Annotated in this window: 20 protein-coding genes; 13 read left to right on the forward strand and 7 right to left on the reverse strand. The window is 60.5% G+C overall.

The window, feature by feature from the left end:
- Window positions 1-120: 120 nt before the first annotated feature.
- The 3 genes from FY528_RS00170 to FY528_RS00180 all read right to left on the reverse strand — a co-directional run bounded on the left by FY528_RS00170 (window position 121) and on the right by FY528_RS00180 (window position 7632).
- Window positions 121-1125, reverse strand: a complete 1005-nt coding sequence (locus FY528_RS00170) for an MBL fold metallo-hydrolase (protein ID WP_149068971.1) — start codon at window positions 1123-1125, stop codon at window positions 121-123.
- A 134-nt stretch (window positions 1126-1259) separates the two neighbouring features.
- Entirely contained in the window at window positions 1260-6641 is a 5382-nt protein-coding gene (locus FY528_RS00175; RefSeq protein ID WP_149068972.1) for a carbohydrate-binding protein, read from the reverse strand.
- A gap of 781 nt (window positions 6642-7422) precedes the next feature.
- Window positions 7423-7632 carry a hypothetical protein gene (locus FY528_RS00180; RefSeq protein WP_149068973.1) on the reverse strand — a complete coding sequence of 70 codons (210 nt, stop codon included), beginning with the start codon at window positions 7630-7632 and terminating at the stop codon, window positions 7423-7425.
- Between the two features lie 295 nt (window positions 7633-7927).
- Here FY528_RS00180 and hutU point away from each other — a divergent pair, with 295 nt between their 5' ends.
- The 9 genes from hutU (at window position 7928) to FY528_RS00220 (ending at window position 15133) form a co-directional block, all read left to right on the forward strand.
- On the forward strand, window positions 7928-9700 hold the full coding sequence (gene hutU, locus FY528_RS00185; RefSeq protein ID WP_262383870.1) for a urocanate hydratase: 1773 nt from the start codon (window positions 7928-7930) through the stop codon (window positions 9698-9700).
- 81 nt (window positions 9701-9781) lie between these two features.
- Complete coding sequence (locus FY528_RS21870; RefSeq protein WP_444542819.1) at window positions 9782-10093, forward strand: transposase-like zinc-binding domain-containing protein; 312 nt, start codon at window positions 9782-9784, stop codon at window positions 10091-10093.
- Window positions 10011-10490, forward strand: coding sequence for an IS1 family transposase (locus FY528_RS00190; protein ID WP_149068974.1), 480 nt, complete (start codon window positions 10011-10013; stop codon window positions 10488-10490). Before FY528_RS21870 ends, FY528_RS00190 begins: the two co-directional genes overlap by 83 nt.
- A gap of 40 nt (window positions 10491-10530) precedes the next feature.
- On the forward strand, window positions 10531-11727 hold the full coding sequence (locus FY528_RS00195; RefSeq protein ID WP_149068975.1) for a hypothetical protein: 1197 nt from the start codon (window positions 10531-10533) through the stop codon (window positions 11725-11727).
- 159 nt (window positions 11728-11886) lie between these two features.
- Complete coding sequence (locus FY528_RS00200; RefSeq protein ID WP_222931769.1) at window positions 11887-12291, forward strand: YkvA family protein; 405 nt, start codon at window positions 11887-11889, stop codon at window positions 12289-12291.
- Between the two features lie 146 nt (window positions 12292-12437).
- Window positions 12438-13175, forward strand: coding sequence for an NADPH-dependent F420 reductase (locus tag FY528_RS00205; protein WP_149068976.1), 738 nt, complete (start codon window positions 12438-12440; stop codon window positions 13173-13175).
- 250 nt (window positions 13176-13425) lie between these two features.
- Window positions 13426-14052 carry a succinate dehydrogenase/fumarate reductase transmembrane subunit gene (locus FY528_RS00210; RefSeq protein ID WP_149068977.1) on the forward strand — a complete coding sequence of 209 codons (627 nt, stop codon included), beginning with the start codon at window positions 13426-13428 and terminating at the stop codon, window positions 14050-14052.
- Window positions 14053-14118: 66 nt separating this feature from the next.
- Window positions 14119-14541: a hypothetical protein gene (locus FY528_RS00215; RefSeq protein WP_149068978.1), complete on the forward strand. Its 423-nt coding sequence runs from the start codon at window positions 14119-14121 to the stop codon at window positions 14539-14541.
- Between the two features lie 118 nt (window positions 14542-14659).
- Window positions 14660-15133: a hypothetical protein gene (locus FY528_RS00220; protein WP_149068979.1), complete on the forward strand. Its 474-nt coding sequence runs from the start codon at window positions 14660-14662 to the stop codon at window positions 15131-15133.
- Window positions 15134-15239: 106 nt separating this feature from the next.
- Here the strand turns inward: FY528_RS00220 and FY528_RS00225 are convergent, their stop codons facing one another.
- Together FY528_RS00225 and FY528_RS00230 are read right to left on the reverse strand one after the other, a co-directional pair.
- Window positions 15240-16196 (reverse strand): NmrA family NAD(P)-binding protein, encoded by a 957-nt coding sequence (locus tag FY528_RS00225; protein ID WP_149068980.1) that lies wholly within the window; start codon window positions 16194-16196, stop codon window positions 15240-15242.
- Between the two features lie 180 nt (window positions 16197-16376).
- Window positions 16377-16922 carry a GNAT family N-acetyltransferase gene (locus FY528_RS00230; protein ID WP_149068981.1) on the reverse strand — a complete coding sequence of 182 codons (546 nt, stop codon included), beginning with the start codon at window positions 16920-16922 and terminating at the stop codon, window positions 16377-16379.
- Between the two features lie 415 nt (window positions 16923-17337).
- On the opposite strand from FY528_RS00230, the gene FY528_RS00235 reads away from it, so the two are divergent.
- From FY528_RS00235 to FY528_RS00245, 3 genes are all read left to right on the forward strand, one after another.
- On the forward strand, window positions 17338-17529 hold the full coding sequence (locus FY528_RS00235; RefSeq protein ID WP_149068982.1) for a cold-shock protein: 192 nt from the start codon (window positions 17338-17340) through the stop codon (window positions 17527-17529).
- A 114-nt stretch (window positions 17530-17643) separates the two neighbouring features.
- On the forward strand, window positions 17644-18081 hold the full coding sequence (locus FY528_RS00240) for a hypothetical protein (RefSeq protein ID WP_149068983.1): 438 nt from the start codon (window positions 17644-17646) through the stop codon (window positions 18079-18081).
- Window positions 18082-18132: 51 nt separating this feature from the next.
- The gene (locus tag FY528_RS00245; protein ID WP_149068984.1) at window positions 18133-18966 is read left to right on the forward strand and encodes a phosphatase PAP2 family protein; all 834 of its coding nucleotides are present in this window, start codon (window positions 18133-18135) and stop codon (window positions 18964-18966) included.
- Window positions 18967-19060: 94 nt separating this feature from the next.
- On the opposite strand, the gene FY528_RS00250 is transcribed toward FY528_RS00245, so the two are convergent.
- Window positions 19061-20632, reverse strand: a complete 1572-nt coding sequence (locus FY528_RS00250) for a flavin-containing monooxygenase (RefSeq protein WP_187631927.1) — start codon at window positions 20630-20632, stop codon at window positions 19061-19063.
- A gap of 228 nt (window positions 20633-20860) precedes the next feature.
- Here FY528_RS00250 and ctlX point away from each other — a divergent pair, with 228 nt between their 5' ends.
- On the forward strand, window positions 20861-21781 hold the full coding sequence (gene ctlX, locus FY528_RS00255; RefSeq protein WP_149068986.1) for a citrulline utilization hydrolase CtlX: 921 nt from the start codon (window positions 20861-20863) through the stop codon (window positions 21779-21781).
- Between the two features lie 139 nt (window positions 21782-21920).
- Here ctlX and FY528_RS00260 read toward each other — a convergent pair whose 3' ends face one another.
- Window positions 21921-24752, reverse strand: coding sequence for a bifunctional transaldolase/phosoglucose isomerase (locus tag FY528_RS00260; protein ID WP_149068987.1), 2832 nt, complete (start codon window positions 24750-24752; stop codon window positions 21921-21923).
- Window positions 24753-24955: the final 203 nt, after the last annotated feature.

A 24955-nucleotide genomic window follows, 5' to 3' on the forward strand; every position in this document is an offset into this window, starting at 1 on the left:
GCAAGCCGACGCCCGTACTGCTACCGCTGACTTCGGTGAAGCTGAAAACCAAAAGCCCCCGCACATTGGTGCGGGGGCTTTTTCGTGCGCCTGTCGGTAGCTTTCTATTCTTGGAGCACCTTACTGGGCGTAGGGGCGCTTTACTTCTTCAGTATGGTGGCGCTTCGGCTCGGGAGAATGTGGTTGCGGATACTTATTCTGCTGGTGCTTTTTGTAGCGCTGCACCACCAGTGCCGCCCCCACCAAAGCGCCAAGACCTACCGCCGTGAGTTGGAGCTTGTTCCGGAGCGCATCGTGGGGAGCGGGCGGCAGGTGCTGCACTCCGCCTTCATCGAGGCGGGCGGGCTGCTGCACGTAGCGGCCGTGCGCGGGCATCGGGAAATCGGCTGCCAACTTGGACAAGCCCTCGGCGGCCGCTGAGCCCGTGATAACCGGGCCGTGGCCGCAGCCAATAGCCAAGGGCTGCAAGGCGGCCAGCTTCTCTACCGACTCGCGTACCTGCTCCCAGTTGTAGTTGAACGGCGCCCCCGCCACGCTGATCTGTGGAATCTGGAGCAGCAGCGCGGGCACCGACTCGTGGTTGGCGGTGGCAAAAGCGTCGGCCCCCAGCAGGGTGCGGTCTTCATCCCGGAACAAGGCTATTTGCCCAGGCGCATGGCCCGGTACGTGCACCCAGCGCCAGCCGGGCAGGTAGGGCACTTCCTCCTCCGAGTCGGTGGGCAGCGGCTGCACCACATCACTTAGTTGAAAGCTCTGGGGCGGGAAAAACCGCGCTACGAAGGCTAGGCTGCCGCCCCCATCCACGGTAGGGTCGGCGGGTGGGTACACGGCTTCGGCCCGGAGGAAGGGCAGCTCCAGTGGGTGGGCCAGCACCGGCACCTTCCAGTGCTCGGCCAGGGCCCGCGCCGAGCCAGAGTGGTCCATGTGGCCGTGGGTGAGGATAATGGCCTCGGGATGCGTGCCCGGGTAAAACAGCTTATCGGCCGCCGCAATAATGTCTTTCTCAGAGCCCGGCAGGCCAGTATCCACCAGCACCCATTCGCCAGGGGTAGCAGTTTCTACAAAATACAGATTGACGAAGCGTTGGATAGTGAGCTGGTGCACGCCAGCGGCTACTTGTTTCATAGGAGTCAGGTGAATTGGTCTGTGAAGACCATACGCAAAAGGAGGAGCTAGGGGCTATTTCCAGCATTGGCCCAAATAAAAAGCTCCAGCCATGCCGGCTGGAGCTTTTTTAACGAGGAGTTACCAACGGTAACTTAGTGGCTTACCACCAGCCGTTGCGTGAGGATTTGCTGGCCCGAAGTGAGACGCAGCATATACACTCCAGCCGGGTAAGGACGGGTGTTCAACTCTACCTTCTGAGCACCGCTGCCCTGGCCCGTAGCCAGCGTGCGGAGCTGCCGCCCGTTCAGGTCGTAGAGCGTAAGAGTATAGGCACCGGCTTGTGGCAACCGGAAATGCACCGTGGCATCGCCCAGGCTGGGCGTGGGCGCTACGTGCAACTCAGCCGTCGAAGCCGATGAGGCGCTGGTTGCTAGGGCAGTGCTGGTGCGGGCCTGCATGGAGCAGGCCGTGCCCACGGTGTAGGAGAAGGGCGTGGCGGCGTTGTTGCGCTCGGGCCCGCCGGCACCCACCTGGTAGGTGAAGTAGAGGTTGACGAGCGTGCCATTGGCCACGGGCAGCGTGTAGGTGAAGTCTCCGGCCGCGTTCTTAGTCATGGTGTAGCCGGGGTAGGCCCCACTCGTGCCCTGGCGCAGGTAGAGGATGGCCAGGTTGCCGCCAGCCGTGGCGCCCAGCGGGTGGAAGGTGATGGTCACGTTGCCCCCGCTGCTCACGGCCCCGTAGCTGAAGTCCGAGGTCACGGCGCAGTAGCCGCCCGTCGACGCATTGCTTACCGTGACGCTCACGCCCGAAGACGTCGTCACGGCACCGCCATTATCAGTGGCTTTGGCCGTTATCGAGTAAGAGCCCGCGGCCACCCCGGTCCAGGTGTAGGAGTAGGGCGAGGACGTGTCGGTGCCGAGCAGGGTCGTGCCGTTGTAGAAGGCTACCGAGCTGACCGTGCCGTTGGCATCAGCCGCGTTGGCGTTAATCGTAATTGAGGCCGGAGCTGTGAACGTCGCGCCGGTGCTGGGCGAGGTCAGGCTTACGGTCGGTGGCGTGTTCGTGGTCACAGCCGTGAAGCTGAGCCAGTTCACGTTCAAGCCCCCGGCCGTGGCGTACACGCGCAGGGTCTGGGCGCCAGCGGGCAAGGTCACGTTGGTGCTGATAGTCTGCCAGCTCTGCCAGCCGCCGGTAGCCCCAACCGTTACGCTGCCCAGCACAGTACCGGCGCTGTTACGCAGCTGCAGGGCGCCGCCACCCGGTTCGCTGGCCAGACGGAAGCCCACGCTGTACTGGCCGGCCGTAGTCACGTTCACGGCGTAGTCCATCCAGTCGCCAGCTTCGATGTAGCCCACGTTCAGGCCGCCGCCCGTGTCCGTAGTCGTTTCCGTCTGGATACCGAGCATAGCCGCGTAGCTTTCGGCCTGAATGGTGCCGGGAATGGTCTGCCCGCTCTGAGCGTTGCTGACCGTGACACTCACAGCCGAAGACGTGGTGACTGCGCCTCCGTTATCGGTGGCTTTGGCCGTAAGCGAATAGGTGCCGGCGGCCACGCCGGTCCAGGTGTAGGAGTAGGGCGAAGATGTATCCGTGCCGAGCAGGGTCGTGCCGTTGTAGAAGGCTACCGAGCTGACGGTGCCGTTGGCATCGGCAGCATTAGCGTTGATGGTGATGCTAGCTGGGGCCGTGAAGGTCGCGCCAGCAGCAGGCGAGGTCAAACTCACGGTAGGCGGCGTGTTGGTGGTCACGGCCATGAAGCTGAGCCAGTTTACGTTCGTGCCGGTGGAGGCGGAGGCGTAGAGGCGCAGGGTCTGCACTCCGGCTGGTAAGGTTACGTTGGTGCTGATGGTCTGCCAGCTCTGCCAGCCGCCCGTATTGCCCACGTTGATGGAGCCCAGCACCGTACCACCGCTATTGCGCAACTGCAGGGTGGCCCCGCCGTTGGCCGAAGCCACGCGGAAGCCCACTGTGTACTGGCCGGCGGCGGCCACGTTGACCGAGTAATCGAGCCAGTCACCGGTTTCGTACCAGTCTACGTTCTGGCCGCCGCCCGTGTCGGTCGTGGCTTCCTTGTCCGTGCCCTGCTGCGCCGTGTAGCTTTCCGCTTCAATCGTGCCGGGAATGGCCTGGGCCGTGGGTGCTGCCGTCACGCTCACGCTGACGGCTGAGGAAGTGGTGGCCGCGCCGGCATTATCCGTGGCTTTAGCCGTGATGGAGTACGTGCCAGCACCAACGCCCGTCCACGTGTAAGAGTAAGGGCTGGTCAGGTCTTCACCGAGCTTGGTCGCACCCTGGAAGAACTCGACTTTGCTCACGGTGCCATTGGCATCGGCCGCGTTGGCGTTGATGGTAATGCTAGCTGGAGCCGTAAAGCCGGCTCCATTAGCCGGGGAAGTCAGGCTCACCGTAGGAGGCGTATTGGTTGATACGCCAGTGTACGTAAATGTCATGCGGCCAATATTCAGGCCGCCCTGCGTGAAGCTGAGGCGCAGCACATGCTCCCCGGCCGGCAAGTTCAGCCCGGTAATGGTTTTGGTAGCCCAGGCGCCCCAGTCGCCGGTGGTCGTCACGGTCTGGTCGCCGCTGATGTTGTTGCCATCCACTGACACCGAAAAAGGACCACCGCCGGTGGAGTTGCCGGCCGCGTAGCGCAGCGCCAGCGTGTGCGTACCAGCCGTAGCCACATTGATGGTGTACTCCAGCCATTCGCCAGCATCTACCCAGCCTACGGTCGTGCCTTCGGCGGCGTCGCTTACGGCATCCACGTACTCGCTAGGCCGGAAAGCCACGGTTGGTGAAGGTTCGAAAGTTGCTTGGTTAGAGGCGCTGGCATCGTTGTAGGCAATTCCCTGGCCCAGCCCGCCGGGGTACGTGTCGTACTTGCCGGCTTCAATGGTGCCGGGTACGGGTTGCGGCGTGCCGGTGTAGGATGCTTGCTTGCCCACCTGCACCGCGGCAATGTTGGTGACCTTGAAAAGCGAACCAGCGTACACCTTCGCGTAGAAGTTGTGGATAGCCACTGGCAGATTCGCGGCGGTTTTGGTGTATGGTGCGCTGGCTACTGTCCCTAAAGATGTGCTGCCATCGAAGAATTCTACTCCTGTTACGCCTGTGCCAGTAGTAGCTACACTTAGCGTCACGCTGCCATTGGCGGCTACTTCCGTGGCACTGGCCGTGAGCGTACCGGCCACAGCTACATCCTTGCTGGTAGCCAGCTTGCGAGCCGGCACATTCAGCACATAGCCATCCGAGAAGTTCACGGTAATAGCGGCGTTGGTGTAATTGTGCGCTACGTAGGTCTTCACGCCGGCCTTGTTGAAGACCACAGCCTCCGGGTTGTTGGCCGTCACGGAGGCGTCGACCCGGCCCAGGGCATTCATAGCGTGGAGCCAGTAGTAGGTCTGCGCATCCGATACCCCGAACTTGATAGGCCGGTTCTGGAAACCGTCGTAGAGCTGAATGGCCTTTACGGGGTCAATAAACGCCAGGTACTCCCAGAGCAGGTCGTGCCAGGTGTTGGCATTTACTTCATTCTGCAGAATGCCCGTGTTCTGGGTGATTTCCGTCCAGAGCTTCTGCACGTAGGCGTGGTTCTGGCCTAGGTACAGCGAGCCGCCGTGCATGGGGTAAAGCTGAATGCCGTACACGGCCCGGATGTCCTGGGTCCAGAAGGTGCCAGCGTCGTAGCCCGCGCCCCACACGCGGCCGGTTGCGCTGTAGGCGTAGTTGGGCTGGAAGGTGCGGTCGTTCACGTCAAACCAGTACTCCTCAATAGCCGCCTGCTCGGTGGCGTAGAGGTAGATGCCCAGGTCGCGGGTGGCTTTGTTGCCCGTGATGGCGCCCCAGTGAATCAGGGACGAGTTGAACTGCATGCTTTCCGAGGTCGACTCCTGGTTGTTGCCCATGGGTGAGCTGGCGAAGCCATCAGCCCAGGAGTGACCGGCGTAAGGGTCGAAGTTGCGCAGGAAGGGAAACTGGGTGTCGGTGCGGCTGGGGTTGGCGGCATCGCGCACCAGCATGTTCACCATGGCACCCCATTGGCCGGCCCAGCCGGGCTGGTACTGCTCCAGGAAGGCCGCGGCGTGAATGAAGTAGCCCCAGTGGAAGTGGTGGTCGTTGATGTTGTCGTCCTGGTGGTGACCGGCGGGATATCCAAACAGCGTCGACCAGGTGGAGTTGTAGTAGAAGACAAAGGCATTTTCCCCGCTTTCCGCCGACAGCCAGTCCTGGAGCCGGTTTTTGATGGTGGTCAGGATCTGGTCGCGGGCGGCGGTGTTGCCGGTTTCATCGGCAATGCGGGCCGTCTGAATCAGCTTGTTCATTTCCTGCCCCTCGTTATAAGAGTCGGTCCACTCAGCCAAGCCGTTGTTTTGCAAGGCCTGCACTTTGTCGTTCAGCTTCACCGGGCTGAAGCCGGTGCTGTAGTTGTCGAGGTAGGGCAGGGTGGGCAGGATGCCGTGGAAGGTGTAGGCCGTGGAAAACACGTTGCCAGCCAGCATCTTCAGCTGCCCCCGCACCGATGGGTAGATCTGCCCGGCCGGTTGGGCCGAGCCCGCGGCCATGTAGCCCCACTGGTGAGGCAGCAGCCCCTGCAGCACCACGCCGTTGGTGCCTTCCTTCACGGAGGGCGTCACGGTGAACGTGGTTTTAACCACCGAGGTGCTTTCCGTAAACACCCAGTCAACTTTGGTGCTGGCTGGGAATACGTAGGCATACTGCTTGTAGGCGTTGGCGGCAGTCAGCGCGTCCGGGGCCGTGGGGTTCAGCAGAGCAATGGACCAGTAGGTCTTACCATTCAGCGTAGAAGTATACGTGCCCGCGTTGTTGGTCCAGGTGGAGCCTACGGGGGCGTACACGGCGTAATCGGCCCCGTTATAGGAGTCCTTGATCAGCAGCATTTCCCCGTTGATGGTCACCGTGCCTACGGCCACTTTCACCGTGGCTACGTCAGCGGCACCCTTGGTCAGGTACACGAAGGGCATGCCCATGCCCACAGTGGCGTTGAAGTCGTTGGAGCCGCTGTGCCAGTTCATGGTCACGGTCCAGTCGGAGTAGTCCGATACGGTAGCGGCGGTGGCATTCAGGTTCTGCACGCCCACCGTCACGGCCATTACGTCGCTGTTGGGCTGACGGTATTCCGTGGTGCTGGCTGGCGGTATAATGTAGTTCACCACCAAGCCCGTTTCGTGCGTGCGCAGCGTGAGGGGGTAGTTGAAGATGTTGTTTGTGTGGCTGTTACGCAGCTTGCCCGACCACCACTCGTTGGTGGGTACCGGCTTGGTGGCGGCCACTCCGCTCAGCAGGGGGGAGCCGGTGGGCACGGCGTTGCGGCCGGCGGCATCGGTACCCGGAAACTGGGTGGTGTAGCTGCCGGAGCCCACAGCTACAATCTGGCTGCGGGCCGGGGCCGTAGCCAGGGTGATGCTCAAGACCGAAAGCGCGGCGGCTTTCAGGGCCTGAGTCCGGGGCGTATGCGGCCCCGCAAGCCACGCCGGTAGCAGCCGGCGCAGCGGGTTCTGTAGGGTTTTACCCATGGTAGAGAGGTTTGGTGGGTTATGGTGGTAGGGGAGCAGCGGGGGAGGAGGGCCTCAGCAGGTGCCGGGGCACAGTCGCAGGCCGATTGAGCCGGCCTCAGAAAAAGCCGACCACAGCGTGCCTAACGCCAGGGTAAAAAAGCGCTTTAGCGCATCAGAAAGCCGATAGTAAGGCTGAAATGAGAGGGCTACTAGGCGCAAAATCAACTAAAGGAAAGTCGGGTTTTGCCAGCGGCCTGGGGTAGGCAATTAACTTTGGGATAGACAGGAGAATAAACCCCGTTTAGACTATATTTTATAAGTATTATGCTATTATTTGTCAAGGTATATAAATAAACAGTGCGCCAATGGGATATATCGATAAAAAATCAAAAGAATTCCAAGCCTAGCCTGACCCTTTGTCTGGCGTAAGCAGGCATCTTGTGACAGAAGCGTGTTTACCTCACCAGGTTACGGAGAGTAAGAGGTAGGTTAATTCCTGTAAATCAAATAAATAACACTGTAATCAGCGTGCGATATAAGTGCGCCGGGTTGTATGCGTAGCGTATGAAAACTCGCCGCGGCCAGTTGGTCCTTATCCGAACGAGTGTTTGCTCACCAGACGGCGTACTTGCCAAGTAAACCTGCGCAGGAGCGCGGGCCGTGGTTGTCTGATTTTTAAGCCGGTAGCAGGTCGGTCAGGACAAGTCGCGGAATTCTGGCAACGTCCCTCTTCTTTGCTCATCAGGCACAAAAAAGCCCCTTGCTGGCAAGAGGCTTTTGCTCGGTAATACGCTGAAAGCTAAGGTGTCGTGGTAGCCGTGGTGTCGGAGCTCATAGGGGCCGCGCTGGAGTCGGTGGCGTTGGCGGCCTCGGTTTGCTCGCTGGGCGAGCTGGTGGCCATGGTGGTGGTTTGGTCACCCGCGCCGCGCTCCGAGCCAGTGCCGTTGCCTTCGCAGGAGGCCAGGGTAAACGAGGCGGCAGCCAGCGCCAGGAAAAGAAGCTTTTTCATGAAGTGAGTTGGTTGAGATGGAAAATCATGAAACGGGGCTGGGCGGTGGTAAGGCCGCGCAGCCAGCGGTTATACTGCCGATGCGGGCAAGGCAGCCAGAATTTGTGCGGAAAAATTTGGCAAGCTGGCCCTTAGCCCGCGCCCTGGCTCCCGGCCGAAGCTCCCACCGCCCGGCCGCGCCACCTTCGCCGACTCGTCAAAAAAGGCTTCATTAACCCCGGCGGGCCTCCGCATCTTCGCCCCCGAAACTCCTATATTCGCCGCTCCACCCACGTCCCCAAACTCCGCCCCACCCATGGCCCCGCATTCAACACCCGCTGCCCTCGAAACCCCCGAGCTCAACCTCGAAGCCACCTCCCAGTCCACCACCGACCAGCCCGCCACCCGGCCCATGTACTACGAGTACAAGCCCACGGAAACCGTGCGGGCCCAGCACGGCCCCGAGCTGCGCTGCAAAACCTGGGAAGCCGAAGCCGCCCTGCGCATGCTCGAAAACAACCTCGACCCGGCCGTGTCGCTGGTGTACGACGAGCTGATTGTGTACGGCGGCGCCGGCCGCGCGGCCCGCAACTGGAAGGAGTTCCAGACCATCGTGAAGAGCCTGAAGGAGCTGGAAGCCGACGAAACCCTGCTGGTGCAGAGCGGCAAGGCCGTGGGCGTGCTGCGCACCTGGGCCCACGCCCCGCGCGTGCTCATTGCCAATAGCAACCTCGTGCCCGCCTGGAGCACCCAGGAGTATTTCGATGAGCTGGACCGCCTCGGCCTGATGATGTACGGGCAGATGACGGCCGGCTCCTGGATTTACATTGCTACTCAGGGTATTCTGCAGGGCACCTACGAAACCCTGGCCGCCGTGGCCGACAAGCACTTCGGCGGCACCCTGGCCGGCACCGTTACCGTGACGGCCGGCCTGGGCGGCATGTCGGGGGCGCAGCCGCTGGCCGTGAGCATGAACGACGGCGTGTGCCTGGTCATCGAGCCCATCGACGCCCGCGTGCAGCAGAAGGTGCGCGAAGGCTACGTGGACGAGCAGGCCCGCGACCTAAACCACGCCCTGGAGCTGTGCGAGCAGTACAAGCAGGAGCGCAAAGGCTGGAGCATCGGTCTCACCGGCAACGCCGCCACCGTGCTGCCCGAGCTGCTGGCCCGCGGCTTCAAGGCCGACGTGGTAACCGACCAGACCTCGGCCCACGACCTGATGGACTACATCCCCGAGGGTGACATTGATGAAGTGCTGGCGCTGCGCAAGAGCAACCCCGAGGAGTTCAAGCGCCAGGCCCTGGCCTCCATCGTGAAGCACTGCCAGGCCATCATCGACATGCAGGCCGGCGGGGCCGTGGCCCTCGACTATGGCAACAACCTGCGCGGCCAGGCCGAAAAAGGTGGCCTCAAGGTGCGCGACGAAAACGGCCAGTTTCTCTACCCCGGCTTCGTGCCCGGCTACATCCGCCCGCTGTTCTGCGAGGGCAAGGGCCCCTTCCGCTGGGCGGCCCTCAGCGGCGACCCGCAGGACATCCTGCGCATCGACCGCGCCCTGCTCGAAACCTTCCCCGACAACAAGATGCTGGCCCGCTGGATCGAGAAGGCTCAGGCCAAGGTGCCCTTCATCGGCCTGCCCGCCCGCGTGTGCTGGCTGGGCTACGGCGAGCGGGAAAAGTTCGGCCTGGTTATCAACGACCTAGTGGCCCGCGGCGAAGTCTCGGCCCCCATCGTCATCGGCCGGGACCACCTCGACTGCGGCTCCGTGGCCTCGCCCAACCGCGAAACCGAGGGCATGAAGGACGGCTCCGACGCCGTAGCCGACTGGCCCCTGCTCAACGCCCTGGCCAACTGCGCCTCCGGTGCCGACTGGGTGTCGCTGCACAACGGCGGCGGCGTGGGCATCGGCAACAGCACCCACTCCGGCATGGTGATAGTAGCCACCGGCACCCCCGAAAAAGCCGAGCGTCTGCGCCGCGTGCTCACCACCGACCCCGGCATGGGCGTCTTCCGCCACGCCGACGCCGGCTACGAGCTGGCCCAGCAGATAGCCCAGGAGCGCGGGGCGAAGATTCCGGGGCGGCAGTAATGGAATAATTTCCTTCTCTATATCACAAACGTTTTATTTTTCGGCGGTGGTAAAATAGGGGGTGATTTGTAGTTTTGGTGTATGCTTCAAACAACGTTAACGTGTGGCAAGTGTGGCAGCACAGCCTTGCGCAAAAATGGCAGCCGCAACGGCCAGCCGAAGTACCAGTGTACAGCATGCCGACATCAGGCCCTCTTCGTGCCCGCTGCCATCGACAAAGCTGCCCGGTATGCCCAAGTGGCTGCTCTCTTGTTGGAGCGGGTTTCGCAACGCGCTATCGTGCGCCTAACGGGCATTTCACGCCCCACCATTGTTAAACTGGCAAAAAAAAGCGCAAGCCACCCCGCACCTGCGGCCCAAACCGAGCCGGCCGCGGGTACTCGAACTAGATGAGATGTGGACGTTTGTCGGCCGCAAAAAGCGCAAGGTCTGGCTCTGGCTGGCCATTGAGCGACACACGCGCCGCATCGTGGCCTGGGTGCTGGGCTGTCGGGGTGCAGCCACGGCGCGGCGCTTGTGGCAGGCCCTGCCTGAAGAGTATCGCACCGGCACCTGGTACTTCACGGACGAGTGGGAAGCGTATAGCATGGTGCTGCCGCAGTCGGCCCATCGGCCCAGCCCCAAAGGCAGTGGCCAGACCAGTATTGTCGAGGCCATTAACTGTTCCTTGCGCCAAAAGTGCGCCGTGCTCGTGCGCAAAACCTGCTCCTTTAGTCGATGCCTAAAAGTGCACTACGTCCGCATTCAACTCGTTATTGACGAGCATAACCGGCGACTGACCCCAAGCTAATATCACCCCTCATTTTACCACCGCCCGTTTTATTTTTCTAATGACTCTTATTTCGTGCACTAGTAATTTTAGTTACCCTATTGTGATTGGGGATATACTGACAAGCTCTAACGAAGTTGAAAAGGAACTTGAAATTCCAGTATTTTTGGATGGCGTCAATAGTCGTCTTTCTGAAGATCAAGAATTATTTCCTTATAGATTGAGGCAAAAAATATATATTATTAAAGATTATTTAGTGGTTGCTTTGGCTGGACTAGAATATGAAATGAAGGTTTTTCTAGAGGAATTGAAAAATAACTTCAAATATTTGGATCTTACGATTGAAAATTTACATTCTTTTCTTAAGTATTTCGATTTTGAAGAATTTAAAGACAGTTCGGCTTTAATTTTATTTGCTGAAAAAAAGATTGAAGGGGTTTTAATTCATACTTTGAATATTGGTAAGTGGAGAAAGAATAATTCTAGTTTGTATGAAGAAGTGCTTGCGTGTGGAAGTGGAGCTGAATATTTTGTTAAAGAATCAATGTTTGAAATGAACATTAGCGCGGAAGGTGATCATAATATGCTAAATCGTGCTATTTCATTAAATTATATACTATTAGCCAGGATACTGGTGCAAGAACGAGTTAGTCTTGAGACAATCAAAAAAAATTGGGGTGCAGGATTTGAAATGATTTATTTTAATGGTGATAAGTTTACTAAAATGGACGATGTTACTTATATTATATGGAATGGTAAAATGGATTTGAGTAATGGTAATTACGAATTTAGTCCATTGCTTATTATGAATTTCAAATATCATAATGAGCTTCTTGTTATTACTTCACATAACGGTGTTAAATTAGGTATGTATGGGGTCCTTCCTATATATATGAAAAAAGAAGATTTTAATACTAATGATATTCCAAGTAAACCTCATATCGATGGTAAAAGAGTTTGTAGTATATATATAACAGAATTGTCTAATGGCTATACAGTAACTCCTGCTTTTTTTTCTGAAAAGCGAGATGATATAAGTATGGTAAAGTTAAATGATGTAGGTAGTGACGATTTGCTTTTAGGTTTATTAGAAAATGGCATGATGCCCGATCCTGGTCCTGTGACTGTTAAGTTCGATAGAGAAGGGCGCTTATGTATAATGGTCAATAGAGAAATGGAAAATTTTTTAATGAATAAAATGAGAGAAGGGCTAATTGCTACATATGGCACAAAGCCCCAAAGTGGTGCGAATATTTAGTTTGCGCCTTTGTTGAGGTGTGATATGTAATCTCAATAGCACACCAATGATCAGTGCCCAGCGTCGCCGGAGCGGAGCTCGGGCGGCGTTGTTCTTGCTAGTGATTGTGTTACTCTAATCTCTATAGCCACCACAACACCCCAAATACCCTGTGGCCGTATGGAGGGCATGTGGTCTAGCCTCCGAAACCGTGCCCGCGCCCTCAAAAGCGAATTGGTAGCCCTCTACTACGCTGCCCGCGACCCGCGTACCCCATGGTACGCCCGCCTGGTCATGCTGGTCACGCTGGCCTACGCCGCCAGCCCCATCGACCTGATTCCCGATTTCATTCCCGTGCTGGGCTACCTGGATGATCTGGTGCTGGTACCCGCCGGCATTGCGCTCAGCATTCGGTTGGTGCCGGCGGAGGTGCTGCGGGAGGCGCGGCAACGCGCCGCTACCACGCCCGTGTCGAAGCGCGCCAACTGGGTAGTGGGTACGCTCATTCTGCTGCTGTGGCTGCTGGCGCTGCTGGGTTTGGGCCGCTACGCGTGGGCCTGGTGGCACCGCCCGACTGCGCAGTAGCCACGGCTGCCCGGGCGCAGTTCTCCGGCCCGGCTGCCCGGGCGACTGACCTCCACCGCTGCCGGAAAAAGCAAAACCCTCACCTCCGCTGTTTAGTAAGATAACCCAGCGCCGGCACCCCGCCGGCACTCGAAACAACTGAACCTATGAACATCGGAATCATTGGCGCGGGCCACATCGGCAGCGCCCTGGCCGTGCGGCTGACGGACCTCGGCCACACGGTATACATTGCCAACTCCCGCGGGCCCGAAACCCTAAAAGAGGTGGAGCAGAAGACGGGCGCCAAGGCCGTAACGGCCGAGGAAGCCGCCCAGCACGGCACCGACCTCATTGTGGTAACCATCCCGCTCAAGAACATTCCCGACCTGCCCCAGGACTTGCTGGCCAGCGTGCCCCGGGAAACGCCCATCATCGATACCAGCAACTACTACCCCGTGCTGCGCGACGGCCGCATTGACGAGCTGGAACACGGCCCGCTCACCGAGAGCGAGTGGGTGCAGCAGCGCCTGGGCCGCCCGGTGGTGAAGGTGTTCAACAACATCTACGCCCACCACATTGTGGAGAAGGGCCAGCCCGCCGGCACCCCCGGCCGCATCTCCCTGCCCGTAGCCTCCGACGATGCCGCCGCCAAGCAGAAGGTAATGGCCGTGGTCGACGAGCTGGGCTTCGACGCCGTGGACGGCGGTACCTTGCACGAGTCGTGGCGGCAGCAGCCGGGTACCCCTTCCTACGGGCAGGACTGGCCGGCCGATAAGCTGCGGGAGCACCTGGCCAGCCTGGGCTCCGAGCGCACCGAGGCCCAGCACGCCGAGTACCGGGCCAACCATACCCGCGCCGAGCAGGAAATCCTGAAGCAGTTCCAGCAGTCGTCCGCGACGGAGTAGCCGGCGGCGCTGTCTGCTAGCGCATCCCTCATAGCCTGGCCAATAAGCCCCGGGCGCCCTGCTAGACTTGACAAGGCCGGGTGTTCGGGGCTTTTTTTCAGATGTCGGGTGCCACTCTACCGCCCCCATACCGCGCCGCCCTGGTTTCTGGGGTGGCGCAGTTTGTTTAAGGAAAGTAAAGCGCCGGAAAACCCGAGGAGTTGATGCCAGGATGGGCTACTATTGCCGCTGCATTCCTTCCTGTTGCACGATGCCCTCGACACTGAAAATCTACCACTACTGGACGGGCCTGCTACTGGCCGGGTTCATTTTCGTGCATCTGGCCAACCACCTGGTAGCGCTGTGGAGCATTCCGGCGCACCTGGCGACGATGAACACCCTGCGCACGGTGTACCGGCACCCGGTGGGGGAGGCGGCCCTGCTGCTGGCCGTGGCCGGGCAGATCGGGACGGGCCTGCGCCTGGCTTGGCGGAGCCGGCAGCTGCCGCCCCAGCCCCTGGCCGCCCGGGTGCAGCTATTTTCGGGCCTGTACCTGGCGTTTTTCCTGCTGGTGCATACAGGCGCGGTGCTGAGTGGCCGGGCCTTGTTCAACCTGGATACCAACCTGTACTTTGCGGCGGCGGGCCTCAACACCTTTCCGTTTACGCTGTTTTTCGTGCCGTATTACTTTCTGGCCGTGGTGGCGGTGTTCCTGCATGTGGCCAGCCTGCACTACCAGAAAGGTACCCCCATCTTCGGGGCTCGGCGGGCGCGCCGGCACGCGCTGGGCATTGGGGGTGCCGGGGTGGTAGTGGCCCTGCTCATTCTGCTGGCCATGACGAACCACTTGCAAGGATTGTCCATTCCCGCCCACTACTTGCAAACCCTGGGGAAATAAAGCCCCCAAGACCCGCCACAGCAGATACGACGCGCACGGGCCTTACCATTCGCCGCATTGTTGACTATGAAGCACCTCCTTTCGGCCCGGGTGGCCGCCAACGGCATCCTCGTTATCCTTACCCTGATGGTGGTGTTTCACCTGCTGGTGCTCACGGGCGTGGTTCCCTACGGCATTGTGTGGGGTGGTCGGCTGAAAAGCCCCAGCCAGATGCTGTTGTTTGAAACCCTATCGATAAGCCTGAACCTGCTGATGCTGGCGGTAGTAAGCGTGGCATCGGGGCGGGTGCGGTTGCGCGTGCCGCGGCTTCTGCTGAAAGGGGCGCTGTGGTTGATGACGGGGCTTTTTCTGCTGAATACGCTGGGCAATCTGGTGGCCACTACCACCCTGGAAAAGCTGCTTTTTACCCCTGTAACGCTGCTGCCTGTTTTCTGCCTGCGCCTGGCTGTGGCCGGAGCCGATGTGGCTACCCCGCGGGTAAGGCCTTAGCAGCGCCCGGCCCGAACTCGTGAACTACGCCCTGCGCGTGCTGCCACCGCCCCGGCATTTTTCCGCTGAATCGCAGGCGGGCAGCTAAATGGCACCAAGGTGGCTACCTTGTAGGCGTATGCACAACGTCCTGTTTCTGCCGCTGCTGTTTGGGGCCGCTACGGCCACGGCCCAGGCACCCTGCGCGTTGCCCACCCTGAAGCTGTTTCAGGATGGCGTAGAAATGCCGGCCGATGCCAGGGCGCTGGCCCGGCCCGTTACGCTGCGCGTGTTGCCGGCGCCCGGCTGTCCGGCCGCCGTCTACCGGTTTCGGCACGCCGAGGTCACGCTCGTACGGCGGGGGCGGCCCGTGCTGCCCACCCTGCGGGTAGAAAAGCCCCAGGCCGATTTACAATCCTTTCTGCGTTATTATCAGACCGGCGACCAGGTGGTGATTTTCATTGCCTACCAGAACCTGGCGCTGGTAGCCGCCGATGGTTCCCTGCAGCCCCTGGCAGCGGCCCCGCCCCGCCTGTCCAAACCCCGCCAGCTGGACCTGCAAACCGAAGACTCCCGGGGCCTGTTCCTGCGGTGGCCGCGGCTCCAGCCCTGAGCATCCCGGTTCCATTGGTTGCAGCGCCTTCGTCAGGAAAAGACAATCCGTACCTGCCACGCCCGGCGGATGTGCGGTCCGCCCGTTGCGCGTTGGTGGGAACAAATCAGCTTCGGCCCTGGCTGGCGGTGAGCAGCTCCCGCACCGACGTCCAGCGGATGCCGGGGTAGCGGGCGTTGTCGAGGGGGTGAAGCTTAGCCTGGCCGCTAAACATGTTGTGCATGTACTGCATGCCCTGCCAGGGTGGAAACACCTCGTTAGGGGCAGGTGCCAGCGCCTTGGTGAGCTTGATGACGACACCAAAAGCGCCGAGGCCCCCGGGGCGCAGCAGCTTGAAAGGCTTGCCCGTAGCGGCCTGAGCGGCGGCCTGCAACTCGCGCGGGCTGGCCACGTCGCCCGCAACGCGCAGGTAGCGGGGCGTGGTAGGGTCGAGGGCGGCGGCGGCGGTAAACTCGGCGGTGTTTACCATGGTCGTGAAATCCAGCGGCTGGTCGGCGCTGCCCCAGTACAGAATCCGGCGCGGACCCTGGAGCACCACGGGAGCCTGGCCTTTCAGCAGCTCCATAAACATGCCGTTGAGGATGGACGTCGCCTGAATAGGGGCCGCATCCAGCCGCCGCTGAAACTCCCGGCGCAAATCGAAGTTGCGGTTGCTGCCCTCAGGCAGGCGGGTGAAGTCGGCGGAAAAGTCCGACGGAATAAAGCGGGGGACGCCCGCCGCTACGGCCGCCTCCAGCAGGCGCGACTGCGCTTCCACAATCACTTCGCGCAGTCCCGATAAGGCCGATACCACGCAGGCGGCGCCAGCGCATGCCTCAGTTAGGTCCGCTACGCTGTCGTAATTCACTTCACGCACGTCTATCCCTTGGAGCTGCAGGGAAGCAGCCTCGGCCCTGGTGCCGGCTCCGGGCCGTACCAGGGCCCGCACATGGACCCCGCGCTGGCGCAGGTGATGCGCAATCAGCAAGCCCAGGGCGCCGGTCGCCCCGGCCAGCACAATAAGGGGGGAAGCAGTGGGGCTGCCAGCTGGCAAAGGCGTTTGATCGGGGGCTACGGAGGTCATGGGCTGAAAGGAACAGGCGCTGAATGGATGGGGCAAAGTACGCGGGCAACCAGGGCCCGGTGCTCAACCCGGAAGAGGGTAGTACTGTTCTGCTTCGGGAAGGTTATCCCAGTCCGGCCATGGGGATGCCTCCCGGAGCGGCCAGGCTGGCAGGATAGAAGCACTTGGCCTGCCTCCCGTTTACTGCTGCGCAGCGGCCTGCCGCTGGCGCCACTCCGGCTCCAGAATCCCCATTTCTACCAGCGACCAGTAGCCATCCTCGTACCGGACCACGTCGCGCAGAATGCCTTCCTGCTGAAAGCCCGCGCGCTTGTAGCACCCAATAGCCGACTGGTTGAAATCGTATACGCCCAGGCTGATGCGGTGCAGCTTTAGCTCCTCAAAGCCAATGGCCAGCGCGGCCTTAATCATGGCCTGGCAGTAGCCGCGCCCGCGCGCCGCGTCGCCGACCAGCACGCGGGTCAGGCGCGCTGCCTTGTTGGTTTCGCTGAGGCTGCCCAGGGAAATGTGCCCGATGGTCTGGCCCGTACTGGTATCTACGGCCTTATACACAAAGGCATCGGAGTGCTGCGGGTCGTTGGTGCCTTCGATGTACCAGTGCAGCTTTTCGGCAGTGAGGGGAAAGGAAAACAGCCCGCCCGACCATTCCTTCAGCAGCCGTTCGTTATCTATCCAGGCAATGAGCTGCGGAAAGTCGGCTTCCGTGAAGGGCTGCAATTCAATCATGAGGAAAAAAAGCAAAAGATAAAACAAGCAAAACAGGCCGGCCGGCGCTGGCTCCGAGGCCGCGGGTCGGTAAAATTACCATTTCCGGCAAACTCCACAGTGAAGACCAAAAACCGCCCTGGTGCGGGATGCACGTCGCTTTTTCCGGAATAAACCTAACCTCACCCCGCCTAAGTGGGGACGGGGCTGCCGTAAAATGCAAGCCGCTTGAACCTAAACCGGAGGCGAGTCGTTGGGCTTATCGTGAACGGCCGCTGGACTTATATAGCAGCTAATGCTTTGCTGGTCAAAAAAAAGGCGTACGTTTACACTGTTTAAGGCAAATTGCCTCGTGTCACTACCATTGGTTCGCGTGTTGAGTAATCGTAGAGTTTCGTTGCCAGTTGCTATTTTTTCATTTCTTTCCTAAAGCATCATGTCAACAGGAACAGTAAAATTCTTCAATGAGACCAAAGGTTTTGGTTTCATCAACGATTCTGCCACCGGCCAGGACGTATTCGTTCACGTAACAGGTCTGATCGACGAAATTCGCGACAACGATAAAGTTGAGTTCGAGGTAGAAGAAGGCCGTAAAGGCCTGAGCGCTGTAAAAGTGCGTCGCGCTTAATTACCGCCTACTTCCTTCTGGAAGCAAAGAAGCATGCCACCTGGCATGCTTCTTTTTTTTGTGGCCGTAGTACAGGCTTCGGTCGGTCCAGGTACTTTTTGCGTAGGGCAGAGCATGTCCTATCATCTTATCTGGCTAGTTCCGACGTTCTTACTGGGCTTTGCGGCCTTCTGGTGCCTGGTAGTCGCGCTGCTGGCTCAGTTGGCCTGGCAGCCCTTGGCCCGCCACTTTGCGGTGACGGGTTTGCCGCCCGGCGAACAGCTAGCCGTAACCCAGGTCAGCCTGGGCTTCGTGCATTATAGCCACGCGCTGCTGGCAGTGGTGACGCCGGAAGGCCTGGGGTTGCAGCCCATCGTCCTGTTTCGGGTGGGGCACCCGCCTTTGCTTATTCCCTGGGCCGCTATCGGGCCGGTGCATTCCAGCACATTTCTCTGGTCTACCCAGTATACCTCCCACGTGCAGGCTGGCAGCACCCGCATTCCTATGCGCTTTATCAGCCCCGCCCTGATGGCCGCGGCGCGTGCTTGGCTTAGCGTAGCAGAGCCCGGGTAAGCTAACCAAATTCCGGCCCCGCCCGTTTGATGAGCTTCATTTCCCCTGCCTATGAAGCGTATTGCCTCTCTTGTTCTGAGTGTTTCCCTTGGGGTTTCCGCTGCCCCCGTTGCCAAGGCCCAGCAGGCCGAGTCTCCGTATCGCACGCGCTTTGTGGTAGATGCGCCCATTACGGTGGGGCTGGGGGCCGTGAGCGGCCTGGGGCTGTATTTGGTACAGCAGAAAAACGGTCTTTCCCAGCAGCAGCTCGCCGCCCTCAACAAAAACGACGTGCCCAAATTCGACCGGTTTGTGGCTGGTAACTACAGTGACCAGGCGCAGCTGAACAGCGACGTGCTGTGCTACGGCTCCCTGCTGGTGGCGCCGGGGTTGTTGGTGCTGAACGATAACGCCCGCGGCCGCTACGGACAGGTGGCGGCCCTTTACCTGCAAACGATGCTGGCTACCGACGCGGTATTTACCATGTCGGTAGGCACCGTAACGCGCTACCGACCCTTTCTCTACGGCACCGAGGGCCCGGAGAACAAGCGCAGCAGCCGCATTGCCACCAACTCGTTTTTTGCGGGCCATACGGCACACACGGCCACGGCCACTTTCTTTGCGGCCAAGGTTTTCCACGACTTCAACCCCGACTCGCCGGCCGAGCCGTTTGTGTGGGGCGCGGCCGCGCTAGTGCCGGCAGCTGTAGCCTACTACCGCATGGAGGCGGGCAAACACTTTCTTTCCGACAATCTGGTGGGCTATGCCGTGGGTGCTACCATGGGCGTTGTGGTCCCTCAGCTCCATAAAACCACCGGGCGCACGGGCGTTTCGCTGGTGCCGATGCAGGGACTGAATGCCAATGGCTACTCGTATGGCGGTTTGCTGCTGACAAAGCAGCTGTAGCCTGCTGTATCTGCTAAGCAGCCTTTCAGGTTACAGCTGGCAACCGGCTGCCGGTAATCGGGCGGCAGCCGGTTGATCAGGTAAACCTACGTGTTTAAAGTGCTGGTTCAGCTTGTGTTTCCAGCTCTTTGCTCAGCAGGTGGAGGGTAGTTTCCTGGGGCAGAGCCTCCAGGAGTTGTTGTAACTGCTGGTATTGGGGTTCTGCGAGCGGTAGACCGGCGTAGGAGCCAATCTGCTCGAGGCACTGCAGGTAATCGGCTAGGGCGCCGGGCAAAGCCCCGTGGCCTTCCAATCGGAACTGCGCCGGCGTGAGCGGACCAAACAGCAGTTCCCGGGCCAGCTCGGGGTAGCGCTCCAGCGAGGGGGCCACGCCGGCATCGGCGGCTAGCTGCGTGGCCATTTCGTGCAGGGTAGTTTCGTAGCGCCTCTGCTTAAACGAGCGAAACTCCGCTAGACCTGCCTCCATTTGCTCGCGGCCAGGCAGGGGGCGGGCTCCGCTCCAGCAAGCCGTTATCCAACGAGCTTGCAACTCTACCACGGGAAAATAAGGCCCCGTTTGCGGAAACATGCCAATAAAGGCCAGATTGGGCAAACAAGGATGAAACGTGTGGTGGTACAGGTCGATATGGTCGGTGCCGGCCTGCAGGGTGTCCCGGATGTCTTGGCTCAGGAAAGGCAAGTTCACGTCGAAGCCCGTAGCAAGGATAACGGCATCAATTGGTTCGGCCTGGCCATCCTGAAAAACGACGCTGTCGGCGGTGAAGTAGGCCACGCCTCCGCGGGCAGAAATGCGCCCTTGCTTGGCCAGATCCAGGTACTGGTCGTTCATGGAAATGCCCGCTTGTAATAGGCTCTCGTGCGGGCGAGGGGCGCCAAAGTCGGCGGGGTTGCCGCAGGTGCTTAGAATAACCTGCTTAAGATCTTCGGCCACCTGGGCGGGGGCAAGCGCGCGGCTGGTGTACACGGCTGCCCGCGTAAACGCTACGCAGTCGGTAGGTCGGCCGTACAGCTGTTTTCTGAGAATGTAACGCGGCTTGCGGCAGGACGACAGCACCCGCACCGTGGGGTTCTGGCCTAATTCACTGGCAATTTCCAGCCCACTGATGCTGTTGCCTACTACCAAGACCCGCTGGCCCGCAAAGTCGGCGCTGTTGCGGTAGTGAAAGGAGTGAAGCACCCGGCCGCCAAACTCGGCCAGACCGGGCAGGGAAGCGTAGCGCGGCTTATTATAGCGGCCCGACGCCACAATGACGTGCTGAAATAGCTCGGCCCGCTGCTCCTGCCGTTCGTTCACCGACCACACGATGTACTGTCCTTTTGGGCCGCGGGCTACGTTATTGATGCGTGTATGCAGGCGCAAGTAGGGGAGCAGGTTGAAATGATTCGCGTAGCTTTCGAGGTATTGCAGAATTTCCTGGTGATGGGGAAACAGCGAAATCCCGACTTTGTGGGGAAAGTCGGAAAAGCGGGTGTTGATGGCGCTGGTATTCGTGTGCATAGCGGCCCACACGCCACTGTGAGGGGCACCCTGGTTCCACTGTCCGCCCAGGTGGCCGATTTGCTCGAAAAGCACGGGCTCCAAGCCTTCCTCCAAAGCCGATTTGGCAGCGGCCAGCCCCGATGGACCAGCTCCAATGATGGCAACTTTGCCATTTGATAACGTCATTTTCATAGCGCAGAAAGAGTGGATGGGCGGAGGACGGCCCCTCGGGCGTCGGGGTGTTTCTACCGCAGCACAAAGGACGTGAGCCGGCCGTTCGCGTAAATCACATCTTGATGTGAATCAGGTAGCTATACCGCAGCGTAAAGCCTGCAATGTGGGTGATGCCGGCAGCGCGGAATACTTATCCGGCGCGGGTTGTTTCTTTGCGCCGCCACCCTTTATCCCCTTCGTATGCAGTCTGCTCGTGCCGTTTTTCTGGTAAGGCCCACCCGTTTCGCGTTTAATGCCGAAACCGCTTTATCCAATCACTTCCAGCAAACCATTGGCGGCTTGTCGGCGGAGGAAGTGCAGACCAGGGCGTTTGCCGAGTTCGATGCTATGGCGGCGCAGCTGCGTGCCCACGATATGACGGTAGTGGTATTCGACGATACCCCCGAGCCGCACACTCCCGACGCCGTATTTCCCAACAACTGGCTTACGCTGCACCCCGACGGGCGCGTGCTGCTCTACCCCATGTGCGCGCCCAACCGCCGGGCTGAGCGGCGCCCTGATATTCTGGCGGCGCTGGCCCAGCAGTTTCAGATCCGGGAAGTCGTTGATTTGTCGGGGGCAGAGCAGCAGGGGCGTTTTCTGGAAGGTACGGGCAGTATCATTTTCGACCATATACACCGCGTGGCCTACGCCTGCCTCTCGCCCCGCACTGATGCGGCCCTGTTCCGGCAAGTGGCCGACCAGTTGGGCTACCGCGCCGTGGTCTTTCACGCGCAGGATGCTCAGGGCCAGGAAATCTACCATACCAACGTGATGATGGGCCTCGGCGCCCGGTTTGCAGTGGTCTGCCTGGACAGCATCCGGGATGCCACGGAGCGGGCCGACGTGGTCGATTCTCTCACGGCCACCGGGCACCAAATCATTACTATTTCCCTGGAGCAGGTTTCCCGGTTTGCCGGCAACGTGCTTACCCTGCAGCCCACCCGGGGCCGCGAGCTGCTGGCTATGTCGCAAAGTGCTTTTGAGGCATTTACGCCTGCCCAGCGCACTGCGCTGGCGCACTATTGTGAGCTGCTGCCGCTGTCTATTCCGACCATCGAAACCATTGGTGGTGGCAGTGTCCGCTGCATGCTGGCCGAAATATTTCTGCCGACGAAATAAGCGCGCTACTCCAGGCAGCGTACAGACGCTGGTTTAGCTTCTTAGGCTTGTTTCAGCTTTGCATGCTGCTCAGAACGACCAAGGGCTGATCATCATGTGATGATCAGCCCTTGGCTTGCTGATGGCTTTGTCAAACAGACTACTTGGCCAGCACGGTCCGTAGTTGCGAGAGCAGAGCAGCTACGCCCTGGGTGGGGTTGCCGCTGAAATGCACGCGCAGGGTGCGGCGCTTATAATCCTGCAGGGCCTGCAGGTCGCCGGCCGCCTGGGCATTCTGGAAGGTGCCGAAGGTGTAGGGCCGCCCGGGCAGGGGGAGGTCCTGGGCGTGGTCGGTGGTTAGCTGCAGGTAAAGGCCGGTGTCGGGGCCTCCTTTGTGGTATTGGCCGGTAGAGTGCAGAAAGCGCGGGCCGTAGCCCGAAGCCGTGGCAATGTGCAGCTGCTCCTGTACCAGCGCACGCACCTGCTGCAGCTCTTCGTTCAGCGCAGGCGTTTCCATCAGGTAGGCCTGGATGCACAGGAAGTCACCGGCGTTGGCTTGCCCGAAGAAGCTTTTGAGGACTTCCTCGGCGTTGCGGCCCGGCGCGGCGGTGTAGTAGTCCGTGCCGTTTTCCTGCACAATAGGCTGGCTGGTTTGCGGCAGCTGGCCCTGCTCTACTACCACTTTCATCAGTTGGTCGGTGGCGGTTTTGGCGGCCTGCACGTTGGGCTGGTCGAAGGGGTTGATGCGCAGCACGGCGCTGGACACGGCCGTGGCTACTTCCCAGCGGAAGAACTCGGCGCCCAGGTCGCGCGCATCATTCATCAGAATGCGTACGATGGGGTGGCCAGCCGCTTCCAAGGCAGCCAAGTGCTGCTCATTTACGGCGTCGGGCTGACCCTGATAACCCACGTACACAAACACGCGGTCGGTGCCGTAAGAGCTTATGGAGGTCAGCGGCTCGCCAGCCAGGGGTAGTATGCCTTTTCCTTCCTTGCCGGTGCTTTCGGCAATGAGCTGTTCCAGCCACAGGCCCAGGTCGCTGAGTGAGTCGGGTACTACCAGCGTGAGCTTGTCGCGGCCGTGCTGGGCCAGTACGCCCAGGGCCACGCCCAGCTCCAGGCCGGGGTTGTGCGCCACGGGGCCGTAAGCACCGCAGGCACGCATCATGCCAATGGCACCCGCCAGAATCTCGTCGATGGGTAAGCCATACAGGGCCGCAGGCACCAGACCGAAGTAGGACAGGGCTGAGAAGCGGCCACCTACCTCAGGGAAGTTCAGGAAGATGCGGCGGTAGCCTTCGGCCGTGGCCTGGGTCACAAACTTGGAACCCGGGTCGGTAATGGCCACGAAGTTTTCGCCGGCCCGCTCGCCCTTCAGCTCCTTCATACGCGCGTAGAAGTAGTCGCCGAAGGCCAGGGGCTCGGCCGTAGTGCCCGATTTGCTGGCTACGACGAACAGCGTCTCAGCCAGCGGTACGGCTTCTTCAATCTCGCGCACCGAGCCGGGGTTGGTGGTGTCCAGCACCGACATCGGCAGCCCGTTGGCCTGGCTGGCAAACGCCTGCTTGAAGACGATGGGCGTCATGCTACTGCCGCCCATGCCCATCACCACCACGTGCTTGAACCCGGCGGCTTTTACCTCGTGCACAAACTGCTCGATTTCGGGCACGGCCCCCACCATGGTCTCGGCCACGCGCAGCCAGCCCATGAAGGAGCGCACACTCTGCTGGGCCGTGGCGTCTTCCACCCACAAATCGCCTTGCTTGTTCCAGAAGCCAGTGGTGAAGTTTTGGGCGTCGAAAGCGGCTACGCTGGCGTCAACTTCCGCCTGGTATTGGCCCAGGTGCAGTTCGGCCGGCACTACGGCGGCGTCTACCGCCTGCTGACGCTTGGCTTCCAGCACGGCCAGCAGCTTGGCAAACGGCTCCTTGAACTTCTGTCCCCCTTCGTCTTCCAGCTGCTGGGCCACCTGCGTGAGGTCGATGCCCAGGGCCGGCAGGCTGGCCAGCACGGCGGCCGCCTCGGCGGTGCCTTCTTCCAGGCGGCTCTGCGGCTGCCCGCCTGCGCGGTAGAGGTCCAGCGTTTCCACCGGAATGGTGTTCACCGTCTCGGGCCCGATCAGGTGCTCGACGTATTTGAGGTTGTCGTACTTGGGGTTTTTGTTGCCCGTGCTGGCCCACAGCAGGCGCTGCGGCGCGGCACCCTGGGCGCGTAAGGCCTCCCAGCGCGACCCGCTGAAAATGTCTTTATAAAGCTGGTAGGCCTGCTTGGCACTGGCCAGGGCCACCTCGCCCACGGCTGCAGCGGCCGTGGCCCCTTGCTCGCCGCCCTGCTGGGCCAGCTGCTCGAGCTGCGGGTCCAGCAGCACATCGATGCGCGACAAGAAGAAGCTGGCCACCGAGTCGATGCGCGCGAGCGGCAGGCCCGCGGCAGCGCGGTCTTCCAGGCCCAGCAGGTAGGCCTCGGCCACGGCCTGATAGCGCTCCAGGCCGAAGATCAGGGTCACGTTCACGTTCACGCCCTGGGCAATGAGCTGGTGGATGGCCGGCAGGCCTTCGAGCGTAGCGGGGACCTTGATCATCACGTTGGGCCGGGCCACGGCGTGCCAGAAGCGCAGGCCTTCGGCAACCGTGCCCTCTGTGTCGTGGATCAGCGTGGGGGAGACTTCCAGGCTCACGTAGCCGTCACCGCCGCTGTCGGGGGCATCATAGAGCGGGCGCAACAAGTCGCAGGCGTGCTGCACGTCCTGCACGGCGAGTTGTTCATAAATAGCCTCGGCACCGAGCCCCTGCTGGGCCAGGGCCTGAATGGCCGCGTCGTAGTCAGCGCTGCCGCCGATGGCCTTCTCGAAGATGGCCGGGTTGGAAGTGACCCCGCGCAGGCCATCTTCCGTGAGCAGGCGCGCCAGCTCCCCGTTCACTAAAATGTTGCGCCGGATGTAATCCAGCCAAATGCTCTGATTAAACTGACGGACGCTGGCTAATGGGTTCATAGGCAAATGGCTGAGAGGAGCGCCCGAGACGCGCGAAAATGAGTCGAAAGAATCTGCGGGCCGAAACCGAATAGGCCAGCCCGCTGGCGCCGCAAAAGTAGGCAGGCTTTGCAAGGCATCAAACCCAAACGCAAAACAGCTCGGGACAGACAGCAAAAAGCCACGCTCCGGGTGTCGGTAGCGTGGCTTTGCAACAGTGTATT

Source organism: Hymenobacter lutimineralis (assembly GCF_008271285.1).
Lineage (GTDB): Bacteria > Bacteroidota > Bacteroidia > Cytophagales > Hymenobacteraceae > Hymenobacter > Hymenobacter lutimineralis.

Bases quoted from the DNA above. Each gene is read 5' to 3' on its own strand.
- FY528_RS00245 (WP_149068984.1), top strand. From the start codon at position 18,133: ATGAAGCGTATTGCCTCTCTTGTTCTGAGTGTTTCCCTTGGGGTTTCC.
- FY528_RS00220 (WP_149068979.1), top strand. From the start codon at position 14,660: ATGCACAACGTCCTGTTTCTGCCGCTGCTGTTTGGGGCCGCTACGGCC.
- FY528_RS00215 (WP_149068978.1), top strand. From the start codon at position 14,119: ATGAAGCACCTCCTTTCGGCCCGGGTGGCCGCCAACGGCATCCTCGTT.
- FY528_RS00200 (WP_222931769.1), top strand. From the start codon at position 11,887: ATGGAGGGCATGTGGTCTAGCCTCCGAAACCGTGCCCGCGCCCTCAAA.
- FY528_RS00240 (WP_149068983.1), top strand. From the start codon at position 17,644: ATGTCCTATCATCTTATCTGGCTAGTTCCGACGTTCTTACTGGGCTTT.
- hutU (WP_262383870.1), top strand. From the start codon at position 7,928: ATGGCCCCGCATTCAACACCCGCTGCCCTCGAAACCCCCGAGCTCAAC.
- FY528_RS00205 (WP_149068976.1), top strand. From the start codon at position 12,438: ATGAACATCGGAATCATTGGCGCGGGCCACATCGGCAGCGCCCTGGCC.
- FY528_RS00210 (WP_149068977.1), top strand. From the start codon at position 13,426: ATGCCCTCGACACTGAAAATCTACCACTACTGGACGGGCCTGCTACTG.
- FY528_RS00170 (WP_149068971.1), bottom strand. From the start codon at position 1,125: ATGAAACAAGTAGCCGCTGGCGTGCACCAGCTCACTATCCAACGCTTC.
- FY528_RS00175 (WP_149068972.1), bottom strand. From the start codon at position 6,641: ATGGGTAAAACCCTACAGAACCCGCTGCGCCGGCTGCTACCGGCGTGG.
- ctlX (WP_149068986.1), top strand. From the start codon at position 20,861: ATGCAGTCTGCTCGTGCCGTTTTTCTGGTAAGGCCCACCCGTTTCGCG.
- FY528_RS00180 (WP_149068973.1), bottom strand. From the start codon at position 7,632: ATGAAAAAGCTTCTTTTCCTGGCGCTGGCTGCCGCCTCGTTTACCCTG.
- FY528_RS00260 (WP_149068987.1), bottom strand. From the start codon at position 24,752: ATGAACCCATTAGCCAGCGTCCGTCAGTTTAATCAGAGCATTTGGCTG.
- FY528_RS00250 (WP_187631927.1), bottom strand. From the start codon at position 20,632: ATGACGTTATCAAATGGCAAAGTTGCCATCATTGGAGCTGGTCCATCG.
- FY528_RS00230 (WP_149068981.1), bottom strand. From the start codon at position 16,922: ATGATTGAATTGCAGCCCTTCACGGAAGCCGACTTTCCGCAGCTCATT.
- FY528_RS00225 (WP_149068980.1), bottom strand. From the start codon at position 16,196: ATGACCTCCGTAGCCCCCGATCAAACGCCTTTGCCAGCTGGCAGCCCC.
- FY528_RS00235 (WP_149068982.1), top strand. From the start codon at position 17,338: ATGTCAACAGGAACAGTAAAATTCTTCAATGAGACCAAAGGTTTTGGT.
- FY528_RS21870 (WP_444542819.1), top strand. From the start codon at position 9,782: ATGCTTCAAACAACGTTAACGTGTGGCAAGTGTGGCAGCACAGCCTTG.
- FY528_RS00195 (WP_149068975.1), top strand. From the start codon at position 10,531: ATGACTCTTATTTCGTGCACTAGTAATTTTAGTTACCCTATTGTGATT.